Source organism: Dyadobacter frigoris, assembly GCF_005280585.1.
Classification (GTDB): Bacteria; Bacteroidota; Bacteroidia; order Cytophagales; family Spirosomataceae; genus Dyadobacter; species Dyadobacter frigoris.
Genome location: NZ_SZVO01000023.1, coordinates 91,283 through 107,307 on the forward strand (window position 1 = coordinate 91,283; position 16,025 = coordinate 107,307).

Here is a 16,025-nt window from a genome sequence, read left to right on the forward strand (position 1 = left end):
AGAGCAAAACTAGGGCGATATTTGCAGATATTTAAATTGAAAAAATCAAACCGAACAAGATGACTAATAACGATATTCTTAAAAAATTACGTGTGGCGCTTCATTTGAGAAATGACGAAATAATCCAAATTCTTGCGCTTGTTGATTTTAAAGTGACTGCAAGTGAGCTGGGCGCACTATTTCGCAAAGAGGGACACGAGAACTATAAACCTTGTGGTGATCAGTTGCTTCGTAATTTTCTCAACGGTTTAATTATCCATATGCGCGGCCCGGCAGAAGATGGGAAAATCCGTGATGAAGCTTAAAACGCAAAAGTCGGGCTAAAATTGACCAGTCATCAAACAAAAACTTTCTGATCACCTCATTTTTTATATCTTTGAGTTTACCTGATTTTATTATTTCAATTGATCCGGTTACTCTCCATTAAAAGCTAAAATCACTTAAAAAATAAAAAATGTTAATTCAGGTTATTATTACCCTTGTACTCGTACTTCTGAATGGTTTTTTTGTAGCTGCCGAATTTGCTATCGTTAAAATCAGAGCTTCCCAATTAGAACAAAAAGCGCAGGAAGGTAATAAAATGGCCATTTTGTCTAAGCAGATTGTTTCAAATCTGGATGGATATCTGGCTGCTACACAATTTGGTATAACGCTTGCCAGTTTGGGCCTGGGCTGGATTGGTGAACCTGTTGTTTCTAAAATATTGATTAGCGGCATGGAGCTTGTTGGCATATCGCTGGACCCGGTTTTAGCGCATCAAATTGCGTTACCAGCAGCATTTGCTATTATCACAGTCCTTCATATTGTTTTTGGCGAACTTGCGCCTAAATCCATAGCAATTCAGCGTCCGGAAGCAACTACATTATTTTTGTCTTATCCGTTACACGGATTCTTCCTTGTTTTTCGCCCCATTGTCTGGATTTTAAATGGCATTGCCAATTTTATTTTAGGTGCTATTGGTATTACGCCTACACATGGAACGGAAGTGCACAGCAGTGATGAATTACGTTATCTGGTTCAGCAGCAGAAAGAAAGCGGAATGATCGAAGCCGCAGATTATGATCTGATCAAAAATGCTTTTAACTTTTCAGAGCGTATAGCAAGACAGGTTATGATTCCCCGAACCAAAGTTATAGGTGTGGATATCAATGATTTTACAGAAGCAGATCTTGAAAAGATAATTGAAGAAGGATATTCCCGAATTCCGGTTTATGAAGATTCCATGGACCAGATTATAGGTGTTTTGCATTTGAAAGATCTGTTGATGAAAATGCGGAAAGGAAGTGAGATTGTTCTTTCGGAGCTTGTGAGGCCAATTTCCATGGTTCCTGAATCGAAACCAATCGGAGCTATTTTACGTGATTTTCAATTAAGTCGTCAGCAGATGGCGGTTATTGTTAATGAATATGGTGGTGTTGAAGGAATTGTAACGATGGAAGATATTCTGGAAGAACTGGTTGGAGAAATTCAGGATGAATACGATAACGAAACGCCGATTGTTAAAAATGAAAACGGGAATTATCTGGTTTTGGGTTCTGCCTCAATCAGTGATATCAATGAACATTTGCCAAACGATATCTCCAAAGAAGGTGATTATGAAACATTAGCCGGTTTCCTGATTTCCAAGTTTAACCGTATTCCTTCTATCGGCGAAAAAGTTCGTACCAAGGATTATGAATTTATGGTGATGAAAAAGCAGCGCAGTACCATTTCATTGGTTCAGATTACTGCTTTGGAAGATTAGGGGATCAATTTTTTATTTCAGATCAATTTTTATGATTAATGGTTTTTGATTTCTTAAAATCTCAACTTCCATACTTCCTGTCCAGTTATATTGCTGCCGGATCGCTTCAAGTCGGACTACATTATCAGCAGCTTCTTTGTTAGCCATTCTGATTACATCGCCAGCTTGTAGTTTACTTTTTGTGAGAATACTTGTTGAGGGGATTTCAACCAGAATAACGCCTTTTTCATCCGGTAAGCCAAAAGCAGAGCGGTCTCCCAAACCCTGTACATTCCTGATCTTCGCGCCAAGCCAGGTTATTTCCTGCAACTCTTTTTCGAGCGATGCATTAAGCAAAACGGGTAACTGCACCTTCTCCGAAATTGCTTTAAAACTTTCTTTCGTAACCCCAAAATCGTCCATTGGAAAGTTTTTGAAACCAATACTTAGCGCCGGACTGGATGTTTTAACCTGGTAATTACCATTTTTGGCATCGACAAATTCAGCATCTCCAAAACGACTGTTTTTATCAATACCAAAGGCTTGCGCACTTTTCAAAGCAACTTCATCAGGAAAAAGATTATGATCCACTTCCTGTCCCCAATCATTGACCAGAATAGGAAAGTAAGGGCGCATGACGATGTTATGCCTGAAAATATCTCCGCTGTTTTTAAACCAGACATGCGGATGAAATGAATTATTGATCAGAATATTATTTTCGGCAATACGCTTAAATCCTTCGCGGAATTTCAAGCCGCCGCTTAGACAAACGTTATTATAAATGTGATAATTGCTGCTGCCATCGTCCAGATCAATATCCCAGCCATGATCACAGCGGAAACGGTTATTACGGATTACGACTGGTTTTTGGGCATCCAGCAAAATTAATTCAGGATGGGCTGCTACCAGACTATCCATTACTTTCCTGTTCGGATGCCAGAAACGATCCCGGCCCCAGGAATTGAATGCACCGTGATCACCTGTTTCCATCACCGTTTCAAAAACATCATTATTCTCAATCAAATGACCACCCCAACAACCATCACCAATATTAATTCCGGCTCTTGGAACACGATAAATGGTATTATGCCTGACCAGGATTTCTGACGCCATTTCAATTTGTGCGGCCGTTGCTTGTTTTTCAATTTGACCAATGTTGTGAATGAGATTATTTTCAGCAAAACAATTGGACGGGTAACGGTTATTTTTCGGGCCAGGCGTTTTGTCCATTTTCGCGTAGGGAATGAAATTATCATAACCAAAAGCTGCCGAGCGGACTGCGGAGCTATCACCTACAAAACAAATGGCGCTGGATCCTATATCATGAAAATGGGAACCGGTTACGCCGGAAGCATGATTATGTCCACTGATCATCACCGCATTTCCACCAAGATTGGCAAATTCAGAATCCTCGATGACACAGTTTTCTGTATTTTCCATCAACACGGCACCGCCACGATAGATCATCCAGTCACTCCGTAAAAGCGGTTCATAATGATCCATGATCGTCCGTTCCGTATGCTCAAAATGAATGCCTTTGATTGTGATATTTTGGACAGGTTTTTCTGGCGTTCCTTTTATTTCTATGATATGTTTCAAGTGAGAAACTTCAATATCGGCACTTGTCAGATCAATTCCGGAACGAGGATAAACAAATAAAGTTTTTGTCTTTTTATTATAAAACCATTCGCCGGGCGCGTCCAGTTCTTCGAAAATATTTTCAACAAAACGGTATTTTAAATGCAAAGGAGCAGGGCGGTTGTTTTGCCAGCCACCTTCTAAAACCGGTTTTCCATCTTTAATTTCTTTGATGCGATAATGAAAACTTCCCCACTCACCCTGATGTAAAGCGTGGAAATATGCTCCGGCGGGATTTTTCCATTTTGCTATTCTTTCAGGAGAAAGTACGTCTTCTGCGGTACCATTAAAAACTCTGGCCGTGGAATCATAATTTGGATAACGGGCAAGGATTTGGGGCTTTTCGTTAATAAACAAAGCTTCGAAATCGGGGCCTTCAACTTTCGTTTTCCAAATTGTACTTGTGTGTTTTTTCCACTTTGGTATTATTTTCCGGCCAGCACTTAATACTACTTTTTCATTTTTATAAGCTTCAATTAAGACTGATTTTCCGTTCAGCCTATTATTGTTGAGCAATAAAGTTTGATCAAGATTGTAGGTGCCTTTGCGTATATGAAGGGCAACATATGTTTGTTTTGATTTACTTATCCTGGTTATGGCGGCGGCCGGTGTTTTTAGTGGAGACAGGATTGTTCCATTGTTTGCATCATTTCCGTTCTGAGAAACGTAAAGGTTATTTTGGGACAGTAACGGAAAGAAGATAAATTGAAAACAAACCAGAACTTTGTAAAAATAGCTAAGCCGCATACTGTCAACGTTGAAGTGAGAATTTACCTTAATATTATCTTTTTCAATTTAAGGGTTTTCTCTTGCTAATCTACCTGTTTTTAGATATTTTCATCATCCCAACCTCATAGTTATGAAAGCTTATTCCAAAATTTTGATCGGATTTTTAGTTCAGGGCTTAGTCATTCAAACAGCTTTCGGGCAAACAAAAAAAACTTCGGATTCTGTTTTTGTTAATGCTCAGATTAAACCGAAATTTTCTGAAATGGTTGATTATGGATTGCCAACGAATAAGGAAGGAGTTCATGAGTTCCCGGGAGGAAAAGCTCCGGTATCCAATCAGATTAATTCAGATGGTTCAATCAGGATTAATAAAACAGGTCGAATTACAGTACCAGCAGAAATTATCAGAACAACGGAAATACAAAAAGCGACGGATCGAAATACAGATTCTGATAGTAAAATAAAAAGCAAAAAGAGGAAGAATTAAATTTTTGATATAAAAGAATAAGTCCGCAAGGTGGGTAGCTTGCGGACTTTCTAGTATAATTATGATATAGCTTTTAGCTGTTATTATATATTTTCAAAACAGTTTCCCTAAGTTTTTGTCCGCTTTCGGTTAATACAAAAGCAATACTTTCTGCAATATCAGCGGCTGAAATCCATTTAGTGAAATCCGCATCCGGCATGGCTTCCCGATTTGTGGGTGTGTCAATGGTGCTTGGCACAATTACCGTTGCCGTGATATTATCCGATTTTCCTTCTGCATTTATAAATTCCGCCATTTTAAATAACAGCGATTTTGAAAGTGCATATGCGAAATTTCCTTTTCCCTGATCAGCCTCCAACGCTGGTCTTGCACCAACGAAAATAAATTGTCCGCCGCCATTTGCTTTAAAATGTTCCATAAGTGGTTTTACCAAATGGAAAGTTGTAAAGAAATTTAGACTGAACATTTTTTGAAGCAGCGCATCATCCGTTTCATGAAGACTTCCCGGCGCATATGCACCCACAAGGAAAATTCCTGCCTGAACAGTTTTTGCCTTTTCTAATGTTGACTTGACAAAATTTAGTGAGTCTTCACCATTTGTCAAATCCACGACATAGCCTGTCACATTTTTAAACGTGTCAAGAGCATGTGCGTTTTTCGAACCAAACGTTACGTATAAGTCATTTCCCAGATCAGAAAGTTTTTTAACAACATCTTGTCCAAGACCTCCGGATGCGCCGCTGATGATTATGTTTTTTGACATACGTTTGTTCCGTTATTTTAAAACTATTTGTTCAAAAGCTCAATCAAAAACTGTCTGAAAGGCTCAGCGAATTCTTTTCTTTTCAAAGCAAATTCGACCGTTGTTTTAAGATAATCAAGTTTGTCACCGATATCATGACGTTTTCCTTCGATATGATGCGCGTAAATATTTTCACGTTTTAAAAGAAGCAATAACGAATCAGTTAACTGAATTTCGTTGTTTTTGCCTTTTGGTGTTTGTTCAATGCAATTGAAAATTTCTGGTGTTAAAATGTAACGTCCTGCAATGGCCAGATTAGAAGGAGCAAGTTCGATGGCAGGTTTTTCTACCAAAGTAGTCAGTTCAAGAATCGTATCACTCAAAGAATTTCCACCAACGATACCATAGCGATTTACCTTATTGGCAGGAACTTGTTCAACCGCAATCACGGATCCTCCATATTGTTCATAAGTATCCATTAATTGCTGCGTTACCGGAATGACAGAATCCATGATAGTATCCCCAAGTAAAACGGCAAAAGGTTCATTACCAACATGATGACGTGCATAATAAATAGCATCACCTAAACCATTTGCTTCTTTCTGACGAACAAAATGCACATTCGCCATATCGGCCAAACGACGCATTTCATTGAACCAGATCATATCTTCTTTTTCTTCCAGACGAGATTCCAGTTCAACATTTCTGTCAAAATGATCTTCAATGGCACGTTTTCCTTTTCCTGAAATAATCAGAATATCTTCAATTCCTGAATCAACAGCCTCTTGTACAACATATTGAATAGTAGGAATGTCAATAATTGGCAACATTTCCTTTGGCATCGATTTGGTTGCCGGTAAAAAACGGGTTCCAAGTCCGGCAGCAGGAATTACAGCTTTACGAATCATAAGTTTTGGCTTTCGGCGGTCGGCTATCGGCGTTCAGTTGATAGCGTTTTGCCAGTTGGTTAAGTTTTTAAATATTTTTTATGTATTGCAAGTATCAACAAAATTGATAGAGCCAGTTACTGACTGCCGAAAGCCGACTGCCGATAGCTATATTACAAATGGCTTAATTACCCTCGCGTTATGTTTTTTTAGTTTGACAAAAAGCTGGTTAAGCATATCGTCATCTTTATAAATTCCAATGATTGTTCCTCCTGAACCTGCAAATTTTGCAGATGCTCCACATTCTCTGGCAGCATTTATCAATCTTTTATTAGACTCCGGAACGTTATAGATTTTACAACGGAGATTGAAATTTTCATTCATTAACTCATGCAGATCCTCTGCTCTGCCTTCTTGCAAAGCGGTATATCCATCTTTTGCTTTCTGCCCGATCTGTCCCAAAACATCGATCACATCCTGTTCACCACGATCAAATCTTGCACGTACATCACTGTGAACTTTCCCGGAAACCTTGCTCAGATTTGTATTGTAGGCAACGTAAAGCTTAGGAAGTAATGCTGGATTTATTCTTTCATAAAGTCCGTGACCCTGTTTTTCAATCAAGGTTTTATCAAAATCCATATAAACACAACCTTCATAACATTGAATGACACGATCTTGCAAACCGGCGGCAATTCCCAATTCTTCCGTTTCAGAAACCATCACAAGTTGCGGCAATATTTCAATGGGAATTTCAACTTTGTAAAACTGCATCAGTGCACGAAATAGCGCCACGACAATAGCACTGGATCCGGACATACCAACCTGACGCGGAATTGAAGAACGGTATCTAACCGTGAAATTCCGGTTTGGCAATTTGATGCTGTTTTCCTCACAGTAATCCGCAAATTTCTTGATGCCTGCTTTAATAAGCGGAATGCCGCCGTTGTAGCCCAACATGCTGACAGATTCCCGCAAATGAAATATGCTCCTGAACGTGCTGCCATCTTGTGGCTCGGGCTCTATATGAAGCTCAGGGGATTCATATAATGAAATGGATGCTCCGAAATTCCGGACAGAAATCGATATTGTTTTTCCAAAAAAACCATCTGAAGGATTTCCCAGCAGCCCGGCCCGGGCGTATGCGCGCGTTTCAATGATCAAGGTAAGTCTTTTTTTGCGTCAAAAGTAGTAACTAATTGACGACACTTTCCACATTTGCCCCTTAATAAATTTGGTGACCAAAAGGGTAGGATCGAAATATTGTCACGGATTTTTCCGACTAATTGTATGGTTAATAAACCTCTAAAATACAAAAAAGTGATCGGTTAGGAGTAAATACTCTTCTAACCGATCACTTAAATTGTTCTGTGAAAAATTAAGCTTGTTTAATCAACTGAATATTGATTGCCAATTTAATTTCGTCGCCTACAACCACGCCACCTGCTTCGGTTGTTGCACTCCATGTAAGTCCAAATTCTTTACGGCTTATTTTGCCGTTAATTTCAAAACCGGCTTTGCTCTGACCGTAAAAATCAGTCATTGCTCCACCGTATTCAGCTTCCAAAACTACTGGTTTCGTTGTGCCTTTTATGGTCAGATCACCAGCAAGTTTGTAAGTATCTTCACCTGTTTTTTCCAAACCTGTTGAAGTGAAAGTCAATTTTGGATAGTTTTCAGCATCAAAGAAATCTCCTGAACGAAGGTGTTCGTCACGTTGTGTCTGGTTTGTATCGATACTTGCTACATCAGCCGAAAACTGAATGTTGGCAGTTGTCAAATCTTCACCGTCTGTTTCAACCGTCCCTTCAAAAGTTTTGAATGAACCTGTTACTGTTGAGATTACAAGGTGTTTTACTTTAAACTGAATTTCTGAATGCGTTGGGTCAATAACCCATGATGTTTTGGTTGACATAATATATTTTGTTTTAATTAATATGTTTCTACATTTAATGTATATACATGTAATTGAATGAAAAAGTTTAATATTAGGCAAAAAAAATTCTCAATCTTTTTAGATTTAGAATTAAAGTATTGGTAATAAGATATTTACGGTTTAATATTTTTTATTCTTTTGGCATAACAAAAATAGCTTCGTCAATTTTTGGGTTGACTTCCAGCGTTTTAATTTTCATCGCCATCGAAGCACCCGGCATAGCGGAGGTTTCAACTTCGGATGTAAACGGATAGGTTATTCCATCTACCCGCCTAAAATCGGATTGCGTATTTTTCGATTCAATTTGCTGTCCCTGAACAGTAACCGAGGCTACAACTTTTAAAATATAATAAGTATCCTGGGAAATGTAATTGGTACGTTTGGATCCGTTTTTCATGTTTTGTGTAACCTTGTAAACTTTTGCGCCGCCAAGATCATCTTCACCGTCCAACGTTAGTGTCTGGCCTTTTTCTTTATAGTTATACAAACCGGTCAAGTCAGTTTCAGCAGAAAGTGATTTGACAACTTCGTCAGGGAGCGGCGTAGCTTTTGTTTGTCCCGCCATCGGATTTATAGACCAGCCTTTGTCGTTGTCAATAACCTGCGTGATTGTTGATCCCTGAACAACCGTTTCGCTGCGAAAGCCGCGATCCTGAACGATGGTTGTGGTAACCGGAATCTGCATTTTCATTACTTCCATTTCAGCTGTAATTTTCACACTTTTCAGCTTCGACAATTTCTCTTTGCCGCCCATAGCAGTTAGATGCAAAGCGACGATTTCGTCAAGTGTTTTTTGAGCAAACGCAGAAGAAAATATTCCTGAGATAATTAGAAGTAACAGCGACTTGAAATAAGTTTTTTTGAGCATGTGGAGTTTGTTTTGATAAAGTGTAAAACTAGGGAATATTAATTTAATTGTGAATTTGATTGAGGAGGAGTGGATTATCATGCTGTTGAGTGAATGATATTTAATACCCGTCGGACGGCAGAAAAAGCCGACCGACGGGGTCGCTCATTCCGTCCGACGGCTTTTTTCAGCCGTCGGACGGATATTAAAAGTTGTTCAGGCAAGGATACTATTATTCAAACTTTGCATAAAAAATTATTTGCCGAACGGATAATCGAGCTGTTTTAAGCAAGTGCAATTTTTCAAACTCCACATAAAAAAAGCGAACGAACCAAAAGATGATCCGCTCGCCAAAATATATAAGTTCTTAAAACTAATTATGAATTCTTCAATGCTTCCGCACCACCAACGATTTCAAGGATTTCCGTTGTAATCGCAGCCTGACGCGTACGGTTGTAAATCAATTTCAGTTCTTTCAAAAGATCCTGAGCATTCTCAGTCGCTTTATCCATTGCTGTCATACGAGCACCTTGTTCCGAAGCGTTTGATTCCAGAACGGCACGGTATAACATGATCTTCAACGATTTTGGAATTAACTCAGCAAGAATTTCTTCCTCATTTGGTTCAAATATATAGTTAACCTCCGGTGCTTTTACTTTTTGGGTAGTAGTATCCGCAACGATCGGTAAATATGGATCTGTATGAATGATTTGCGTAGCAACGTTTTTGAACTCGTTATAAACCAGATCAACCACATCATAACGGCCTACTGAAAAGTCCTTCATGATTTTTTCTGCTGCTTCTTTTACGTTGACAAATTTAAGTCTTGTAAACAAATCGGTATAAGCAGTGATCACAGTAAAACCTCTGCGGTTAAATGCTTCTGCACCTTTTTTACCGATTGCAAAAATCTCAACATTTCCTTTGCCAGCCTGCACTGAATATTTTGCTTCAATCAGCGCCAACGTAGCTTTAATAATATTCGTATTGAAAGCACCGCACAATCCACGATCGGAAGTAACGACAACGATCAATATCTTTTCAGCCGAACGAACTGTTTTCAATGGGCTATCCACTGAACTTTCAGAACCTGCGGAAACAGTTGAAAGCATTTGTCCCAATTTCTGGGCATAAGGACGCATTTGCAGGATATTATCCTGAGCTCTGCGCAATTTAGCAGCTGCCACCATTTTCATGGCTTTGGTTATCTGCTGGGTTGAATTAACCGAAACGATCCGGTTACGTACTTCTTTTAAGCTTGCCATCTTAGGGAAATTAAATGCGGTCCGCCTGAGGTAATCAATAAGTAAAAAATCAAAAATGGTAAGACCATTTCTGATTTTTTACTTAAAGCTTCTCTATTAATATTTAGCTGCGAGTTCTTTCGCTACTTTGTCGATCACGTCAGTAACACTGTTGTCCAGTTTACCCGCACGCAATGCTTTCAATGTTTCGCTGTATTGTGCTGAAAGAATTGTAAGGAATTCTTTGTCGAATTCTTTTACTTTTTCAACCGGAATTCTGTCTAATAAGCCTTTTGTAGATGCATAAACTGTTGCAACCTGGTGCTCAACTGGTACTGGTGCATATTGAGGTTGTTTCAATACTTCCTGGTTGCGGCGTCCACGGTCAATTGCAAGTTTAGTAGAAGCATCAAGATCGGAACCGAATTTCGCAAAAGCTTCCAATTCACGGAATTGAGCCTGATCAAGTTTTAACGTACCTGAAACCTTTTTCATCGACTTGATCTGAGCGTTACCACCCACACGTGATACCGAGATACCTACGTTGATCGCAGGACGGATACCCGAGTTGAACAAGTTTGATTCAAGGAATATCTGTCCGTCAGTAATCGAAATTACGTTCGTTGGGATATAAGCAGAAACGTCGCCAGCTTGTGTTTCAATGATTGGAAGTGCAGTTAATGAACCACCACCTTTAACCTTACCTTTAAGAGAAGGAGGAAGGTCATTCATGTTTGCCGCTATACTATCATCATTGATGATCTTCGCAGCTCTTTCCAAAAGACGGCTGTGAAGATAAAATACGTCTCCTGGATAAGCTTCACGTCCCGGAGGGCGACGAAGTAGCAAGGAAACTTCACGGTAAGAAACCGCTTGTTTTGAAAGGTCATCATAAACAATAAGCGCAGGACGACCGGTATCACGGAAATATTCACCGATTGCAGCACCTGTAAAAGGAGCATAAAATTGCATTGGTGAAGGATCTGATGCTCCGGCTGCTACGATTACCGTATAGTCCATTGCACCATAACGGCGAAGTGTTGCTTCGATACCTTTGATTGTTGAAGCCTTTTGGCCGCAAGCTACGTAGATACAGAATACAGGCTCGCCTTTATCAAAATATTCTCTTTGATTGATGATAGTATCAATAGCAACAGCAGTCTTTCCAGTCTGGCGGTCACCGATAATCAACTCACGTTGTCCACGTCCGATAGGAATCATCGCATCGATTGCTTTGATACCCGTTTGAAGTGGCTCGGTTACAGGCTGACGGAAAATTACCCCCGGAGCTTTACGCTCAAGTGGCATCTCGAATGTTTCACCCTGGATTGGGCCCATTCCGTCGATTGGTTCAGCAAGTGTGTTTACAACACGGCCTACAATACCTTCACCAACTTTTACTGAAGCGATCTCTTTAGTCCGCTTCACTGTGTCGCCTTCTTTAATTTCACTTGAATCACCAAGTAAAACGGCTCCAACGTTATCTTCCTCGAGGTTCAATGCGAGGGCCTTCAGGCCATTCTCGAAAACAAGCAGCTCACCCGCTTGTACTTGGGAAAGGCCATAAATGCGGGCAACACCGTCACCAACCTGAAGGACTGTTCCTACTTCTTCGAGCTCTGCTTCAGATTTAGCGCCTGCAAGTTGTTCGCGCAGGATGGCCGAAACTTCGTCCGGTCTAACAGATACCATAGTATAATTGACTTATTTAGAGTATAGTAGTAAGTTTTTGAAATCAGCCGCAAATGTAGGGTTAATTCTTTAAATAAAGAATACTTCACTTAAAAAACTACACCATAAAAATTAGATTTTTCCAAGTTTGCCTTTCTACGCTATTATAGCGGTGCAAAAATATGGAAATTCAAGCATTTAAAAGGTTTTTAAAACTTTTTTAGGTACTAATTGTGTTTTTGTTGTAATTGAGTTCGTTAATAACAATTACTTATCAAAAATTTAATCCTCAGACCATCCTTAAGTAGAATGTACAAATTAGAAAAAACCATTTTAGCCTCAGTTTTATGTATCGGTTTAGCCGCTTCACAGGGATTTGCGCAAGCACCCAAGAAAGTTACCAAACCAGCCGCAACAACAAAAAAGACTACGCTTACAGCAGCAAAAGCAGCGCCATCATCAAATGTACTCAGGAATAAGTTGGATTCACTATCAGCGGCGATCGGTGTAAGTTTTTCTAATTCATTGACGTCCCAGGGAATCAGTAATATCAATACTGATATTTTAACCAAAACCATACAAGCGTCTCTTAAAGGAGAGAAAACTACTTTTTCGTCAGAAGAAGCAAATAAATTTATAGGAGAATATTTTCAAAAATTAACTGAAGAAAAAGGAGCCGTGGTAAAAATAGAAGGAGAAAAGTTTTTGGAAGAAAACAAGAAAAAGACAGGTGTTACAACAACAGAAAGTGGTTTGCAGTACTCTGTAATAAAAATGGGCGATGGGCCGAAGCCTACTGCAACAGATAAAGTAAAGACCCATTATCATGGCACTTTGACCAATGGAACAGTTTTTGACAGTTCTGTTGATCGCGGTGAACCGGTTGAGTTTCCGGTGAATGGTGTAATAAAAGGATGGACAGAAGCATTGCAGCTTATGCCGGTTGGTTCGAAATGGAAATTGTATATTCCATATTCGCTGGCTTATGGTGAACGTGCAGCAGGTCCTCAGATTCCAGCTTATTCAGCTTTAGTTTTTGAAGTTGAATTATTAGAAATTGTTAAATAGTTAACAAAAATTCGACGAATGAAAAAATACCTGATCACTCTTATTCCTGTTGTATTACTTGGCTGGCAGCGAGGTCCCGTACAGCAAAATGCAATCGTCACTACGGAAACTTCGCTAGCGGAAGATATCAAACCGACGGCAGCTCAGTATAAGGCGGAAGAGCTTTCGACACGAATACTATCAAATTATCACTACCGTAAAACGAAACTGAATGATTCGTTATCGTCGGCGATTTTTGACAAATACATTGATGGTATCGACCATGGTCGACTGTACTATCTTGCCTCTGATATGGCGGAATTTGAAAAGTACAGGTACTCTTTCGACGACTTTTTGCAAAAGCGTGAACTGGATGTTCCATTCAACATGTACAACCTTTTCAGAAAGCGTTATCAGGAAAGAAGTGAATATATCCAGACGCTTCTGAAAACGCCAAAACCGTTTGACTATACAGTTGATGAGTCGCTGAACACGGACCGCGAAAAAGTGGCCTGGGCTAAGTCAAACGAAGAGCTTAACGATACCTGGAGAAAGTATCTGAAAAGTGAAGCACTGGATTTGAAACTTGCCGGAAAAGCGGATTCCTCAGTTGTGAAAACAATGAGTGATCGTTATAAAAACCGTGACCGTGGTTTAAGCCGGATCCGTACGGAACAGGTTTTTCAAATGTTTATGAATGCTTATGCAGAATCTCTGGATCCGCATACAAGTTATATGGCACCAACATCTGCGGATCGTTTCAAACAGGAAATGAGTCAGTCGGTTGAAGGTATCGGAGCGTTACTTCGCGAGGAGGATAATTATATAAAAATCGTTGAGGTAATACCAGGTGGACCGGCATTTAAAGGAAAGCAACTTAAAAAAGAAGATAAGATTATCGGTGTTGCCCAAGGTGACGATGGTAAGTTTGTTGACTTGGTAGGTTGGTTTGTAGATGATGCTGTGAAATTGATCAAAGGTGCAAAAGGTACTGTGGTTCGTTTACAAATTCTTTCAGCGGATGCACTTTCAAGTACGCCTCCAAAGGAAATCAGACTGGTACGTGAAAAAATAAAGCTTGAAGATTCGCGCGCTAAGAAGGAAATTGTTTCTGTAAATAATGGAAATAAAGATTACAAAATTGGCGTGATCGATGTTCCTTTATTCTACCGTGACTTTGAAGGAGCGCAGCAAAAAGAAAAGGAGTTCTCCAGCACAACGCGCGACGTTCAAAAAATCATTACCGAATTGCAAGCCGAAAATGTAGATGGTATCGTAATCGACCTTCGTAACAATGGTGGTGGTTCGTTAACGGAAGCAGTTTCTCTCACCGGTTTGTTTATCAACCGAGGTCCTGTTGTTCAGGTTAAAGAAGGACAAGGTGAAGTAGAAGTTCAGTCGGATAATGATCCAACTGTTGCTTATAATGGTCCAATGGCTGTTATGGTGAACAGGTTCAGTGCTTCTGCTTCCGAGATTTTCGCAGCTGCTATTCAGGATTACAAACGTGGAATTATCGTAGGGGAACAAACTTATGGTAAAGGAACCGTTCAGACTTTGATCGACCTTAATCAGTGGGTTCCAAAGGAAACTGATCAGTTAGGACAGGTTAAATTGACAGTTGCTAAATTCTACCGTATCAACGGAAGCAGTACGCAGTTGAAAGGTGTAATGCCTGATCTTGAAATGCCAACAGCTTTCAAAGTAAATGAATATGGTGAAGGTTCTCAGCCAAGTGCTTTGCCATGGGATCAAATTGCATCTTCGAAATATGAAGCTACAAATGATATCAGCGAGAAAATCGTAAGTCAGCTTCGTGATAAACATAACCATCGGCTAAAATCGGATGAAGAGCTGAAAACATTGGTTAAAACAATGGACGAATTCAAAAAAGCGCGTGAAAACAAAACGGTTTCTTTATTGGAATCAAAACGTAAAGTAGAACGTGATGAAGCTGAAAAGAAACGTGCTGCCTTGAAACAGCTTGGCGAAGAGTCCGATGATGAAGACGAAGATTCGGCGGACGCGAAACCAAAAACGGCTGATGCTCCGAAAGAAGCTAAAAAGAAGAAGGATATCTACATTACTGAAACCGGACGCATGCTTGCTGATCTAATCGTAATTTCGAAAGAGCCAAGTTTGGCAGGGGCTAAGAAGAAGTAACTTTTAGAAGATAAATTATCTTGAAAGAACACGGTTGGCGGATGCTGGCCGTGTTCTTTTTTTAAATTCCGAATCCCAGTGCCCAGGGTTAAAACCCTGCGCTACAATGTCGGCCGTGCCTACGGCATTTTTTCGTAAATATTGAGGTTAACAAACAGCGGTGTAAAATTGTCGGGTTGGCAATTCAGATGGAATAATGCGGTAGGCATGGTCGACATTGTAGCCCGGAGTTTCAACTCCGGGACGAATCATGTCATGGAATATTTAGAAAATGCCGTAGGTATGGCCGACATTGTAGCCCCGGGTTTCAACCCGGGGGGATTCAGGACGGATTGTATCATAACAGAATGCCGTAGGCATGGCCGATATAAAACCAACGAAATTTATTCCCAACCACCTCCCAGCGATCTATACAAATCAATCAAAGCCAAATGCTGATCCTTTTGAACTTCTGTCAATGCCAGTTCCGCTTCCAAAACATTTTTCTGAGCCGTAATGATTTCAAGGTAGGTAGCATAACCAGTCGTGAAAAGATCTCTTGATGTTATAACTGCCAGTTGTAAAACATCAACTTCCTGTTTTTTGAAATCGGCGATTTTCTTTGTGTTCTCAATCTTTTTCAAACTTGTACTCACTTCCTGGAAACCAGTCAAAATTGCTTTGTTATAAGCATATAACGATTCAATGCTAGCCGCTTCAAAACGTTTTTGGCCTGCTTTAAGTCCTTTGCGATTGAAAATAGGAGCTGCTAATCCTCCCAGTGCGTTATACGCTATCGAGCCGGGATTGAACAATAAAGAACCTTTAAAAGCATTAAATCCTAATAATCCAGTAATATTTAAAGAAGGTAAAAATGCCAGTCTCGCAGCTTGCAGATCTGCATGATTTGCCAATAATTCCAGTTCCGCCTG

The 16,025-nt window shown here is 39.8% G+C and carries 14 protein-coding genes; 5 read left to right on the plus strand and 9 right to left on the minus strand.

Annotated features, from left to right (window positions below; translation table 11 throughout):
- Positions 1-59 precede the first annotated feature (59 nt).
- Together FDK13_RS31900 and FDK13_RS31905 are read left to right on the plus strand one after the other, a co-directional pair.
- Complete coding sequence (locus FDK13_RS31900; RefSeq protein WP_137344076.1) at positions 60-305, plus strand: DUF1456 family protein; 246 nt, start codon at positions 60-62, stop codon at positions 303-305.
- A 149-nt stretch (positions 306-454) separates the two neighbouring features.
- Entirely contained in the window at positions 455-1,744 is a 1,290-nt protein-coding gene (locus FDK13_RS31905; protein WP_137344077.1) for a hemolysin family protein, read from the plus strand.
- Between the two features lie 12 nt (positions 1,745-1,756).
- On the opposite strand, the gene FDK13_RS31910 is transcribed toward FDK13_RS31905, so the two are convergent.
- Positions 1,757-4,108 (minus strand): PDZ domain-containing protein, encoded by a 2,352-nt coding sequence (locus FDK13_RS31910; protein ID WP_137344078.1) that lies wholly within the window; start codon positions 4,106-4,108, stop codon positions 1,757-1,759.
- Positions 4,109-4,220: 112 nt separating this feature from the next.
- Between FDK13_RS31910 and FDK13_RS31915 the strand changes: the two genes are divergently transcribed.
- Positions 4,221-4,577, plus strand: coding sequence for a hypothetical protein (locus FDK13_RS31915; protein WP_137344079.1), 357 nt, complete (start codon positions 4,221-4,223; stop codon positions 4,575-4,577).
- Between the two features lie 73 nt (positions 4,578-4,650).
- Here FDK13_RS31915 and FDK13_RS31920 read toward each other — a convergent pair whose 3' ends face one another.
- The 7 genes from FDK13_RS31920 to atpA all read right to left on the minus strand — a co-directional run bounded on the left by FDK13_RS31920 (position 4,651) and on the right by atpA (position 11,925).
- A complete protein-coding gene (locus tag FDK13_RS31920; RefSeq protein ID WP_137344080.1) occupies positions 4,651-5,340 on the minus strand; it encodes an SDR family NAD(P)-dependent oxidoreductase in 690 nt (229 codons plus the stop codon).
- Between the two features lie 23 nt (positions 5,341-5,363).
- Positions 5,364-6,227 (minus strand): UTP--glucose-1-phosphate uridylyltransferase GalU, encoded by an 864-nt coding sequence (gene galU, locus FDK13_RS31925; protein WP_137344081.1) that lies wholly within the window; start codon positions 6,225-6,227, stop codon positions 5,364-5,366.
- Between the two features lie 147 nt (positions 6,228-6,374).
- Positions 6,375-7,370, minus strand: a complete 996-nt coding sequence (locus FDK13_RS31930; protein WP_137344082.1) for a mevalonate kinase family protein — start codon at positions 7,368-7,370, stop codon at positions 6,375-6,377.
- A 214-nt stretch (positions 7,371-7,584) separates the two neighbouring features.
- Positions 7,585-8,121 carry a YceI family protein gene (locus FDK13_RS31935; RefSeq protein ID WP_137344083.1) on the minus strand — a complete coding sequence of 179 codons (537 nt, stop codon included), beginning with the start codon at positions 8,119-8,121 and terminating at the stop codon, positions 7,585-7,587.
- A gap of 151 nt (positions 8,122-8,272) precedes the next feature.
- Positions 8,273-9,010 carry an outer membrane lipoprotein-sorting protein gene (locus FDK13_RS31940; RefSeq protein WP_137344084.1) on the minus strand — a complete coding sequence of 246 codons (738 nt, stop codon included), beginning with the start codon at positions 9,008-9,010 and terminating at the stop codon, positions 8,273-8,275.
- Positions 9,011-9,366: 356 nt separating this feature from the next.
- Positions 9,367-10,254 carry an ATP synthase F1 subunit gamma gene (gene atpG, locus FDK13_RS31945; RefSeq protein WP_137344085.1) on the minus strand — a complete coding sequence of 296 codons (888 nt, stop codon included), beginning with the start codon at positions 10,252-10,254 and terminating at the stop codon, positions 9,367-9,369.
- A gap of 96 nt (positions 10,255-10,350) precedes the next feature.
- Positions 10,351-11,925, minus strand: coding sequence for a F0F1 ATP synthase subunit alpha (gene atpA, locus FDK13_RS31950; protein WP_137344086.1), 1,575 nt, complete (start codon positions 11,923-11,925; stop codon positions 10,351-10,353).
- Positions 11,926-12,213: 288 nt separating this feature from the next.
- Between atpA and bamJ the strand changes: the two genes are divergently transcribed.
- Both bamJ and FDK13_RS31960 read left to right on the plus strand, forming a co-directional pair.
- Positions 12,214-12,972: a BamJ family beta-barrel-assembly machinery protein gene (gene bamJ, locus FDK13_RS31955; RefSeq protein WP_137344087.1), complete on the plus strand. Its 759-nt coding sequence runs from the start codon at positions 12,214-12,216 to the stop codon at positions 12,970-12,972.
- 18 nt (positions 12,973-12,990) lie between these two features.
- Complete coding sequence (locus FDK13_RS31960) at positions 12,991-15,114, plus strand: carboxy terminal-processing peptidase (protein ID WP_137344088.1); 2,124 nt, start codon at positions 12,991-12,993, stop codon at positions 15,112-15,114.
- Positions 15,115-15,497: 383 nt separating this feature from the next.
- Here the strand turns inward: FDK13_RS31960 and FDK13_RS31965 are convergent.
- The coding region (locus FDK13_RS31965) for a TolC family protein (protein ID WP_170982970.1) at positions 15,498-16,025 on the minus strand (528 nt) is incomplete at its 5' end.

Excerpts from the sequence above, each read along its gene's own strand:
- FDK13_RS31900 (WP_137344076.1), top strand. The coding sequence starts at position 60 with ATGACTAATAACGATATTCTTAAAAAATTACGTGTGGCGCTTCATTTG.
- FDK13_RS31905 (WP_137344077.1), top strand. The coding sequence starts at position 455 with ATGTTAATTCAGGTTATTATTACCCTTGTACTCGTACTTCTGAATGGT.
- FDK13_RS31910 (WP_137344078.1), bottom strand. The coding sequence starts at position 4,108 with ATGCGGCTTAGCTATTTTTACAAAGTTCTGGTTTGTTTTCAATTTATC.
- FDK13_RS31915 (WP_137344079.1), top strand. The coding sequence starts at position 4,221 with ATGAAAGCTTATTCCAAAATTTTGATCGGATTTTTAGTTCAGGGCTTA.
- FDK13_RS31920 (WP_137344080.1), bottom strand. The coding sequence starts at position 5,340 with ATGTCAAAAAACATAATCATCAGCGGCGCATCCGGAGGTCTTGGACAA.
- galU (WP_137344081.1), bottom strand. The coding sequence starts at position 6,227 with ATGATTCGTAAAGCTGTAATTCCTGCTGCCGGACTTGGAACCCGTTTT.
- FDK13_RS31935 (WP_137344083.1), bottom strand. The coding sequence starts at position 8,121 with ATGTCAACCAAAACATCATGGGTTATTGACCCAACGCATTCAGAAATT.
- FDK13_RS31940 (WP_137344084.1), bottom strand. The coding sequence starts at position 9,010 with ATGCTCAAAAAAACTTATTTCAAGTCGCTGTTACTTCTAATTATCTCA.
- atpG (WP_137344085.1), bottom strand. The coding sequence starts at position 10,254 with ATGGCAAGCTTAAAAGAAGTACGTAACCGGATCGTTTCGGTTAATTCA.
- atpA (WP_137344086.1), bottom strand. The coding sequence starts at position 11,925 with ATGGTATCTGTTAGACCGGACGAAGTTTCGGCCATCCTGCGCGAACAA.
- bamJ (WP_137344087.1), top strand. The coding sequence starts at position 12,214 with ATGTACAAATTAGAAAAAACCATTTTAGCCTCAGTTTTATGTATCGGT.
- FDK13_RS31960 (WP_137344088.1), top strand. The coding sequence starts at position 12,991 with ATGAAAAAATACCTGATCACTCTTATTCCTGTTGTATTACTTGGCTGG.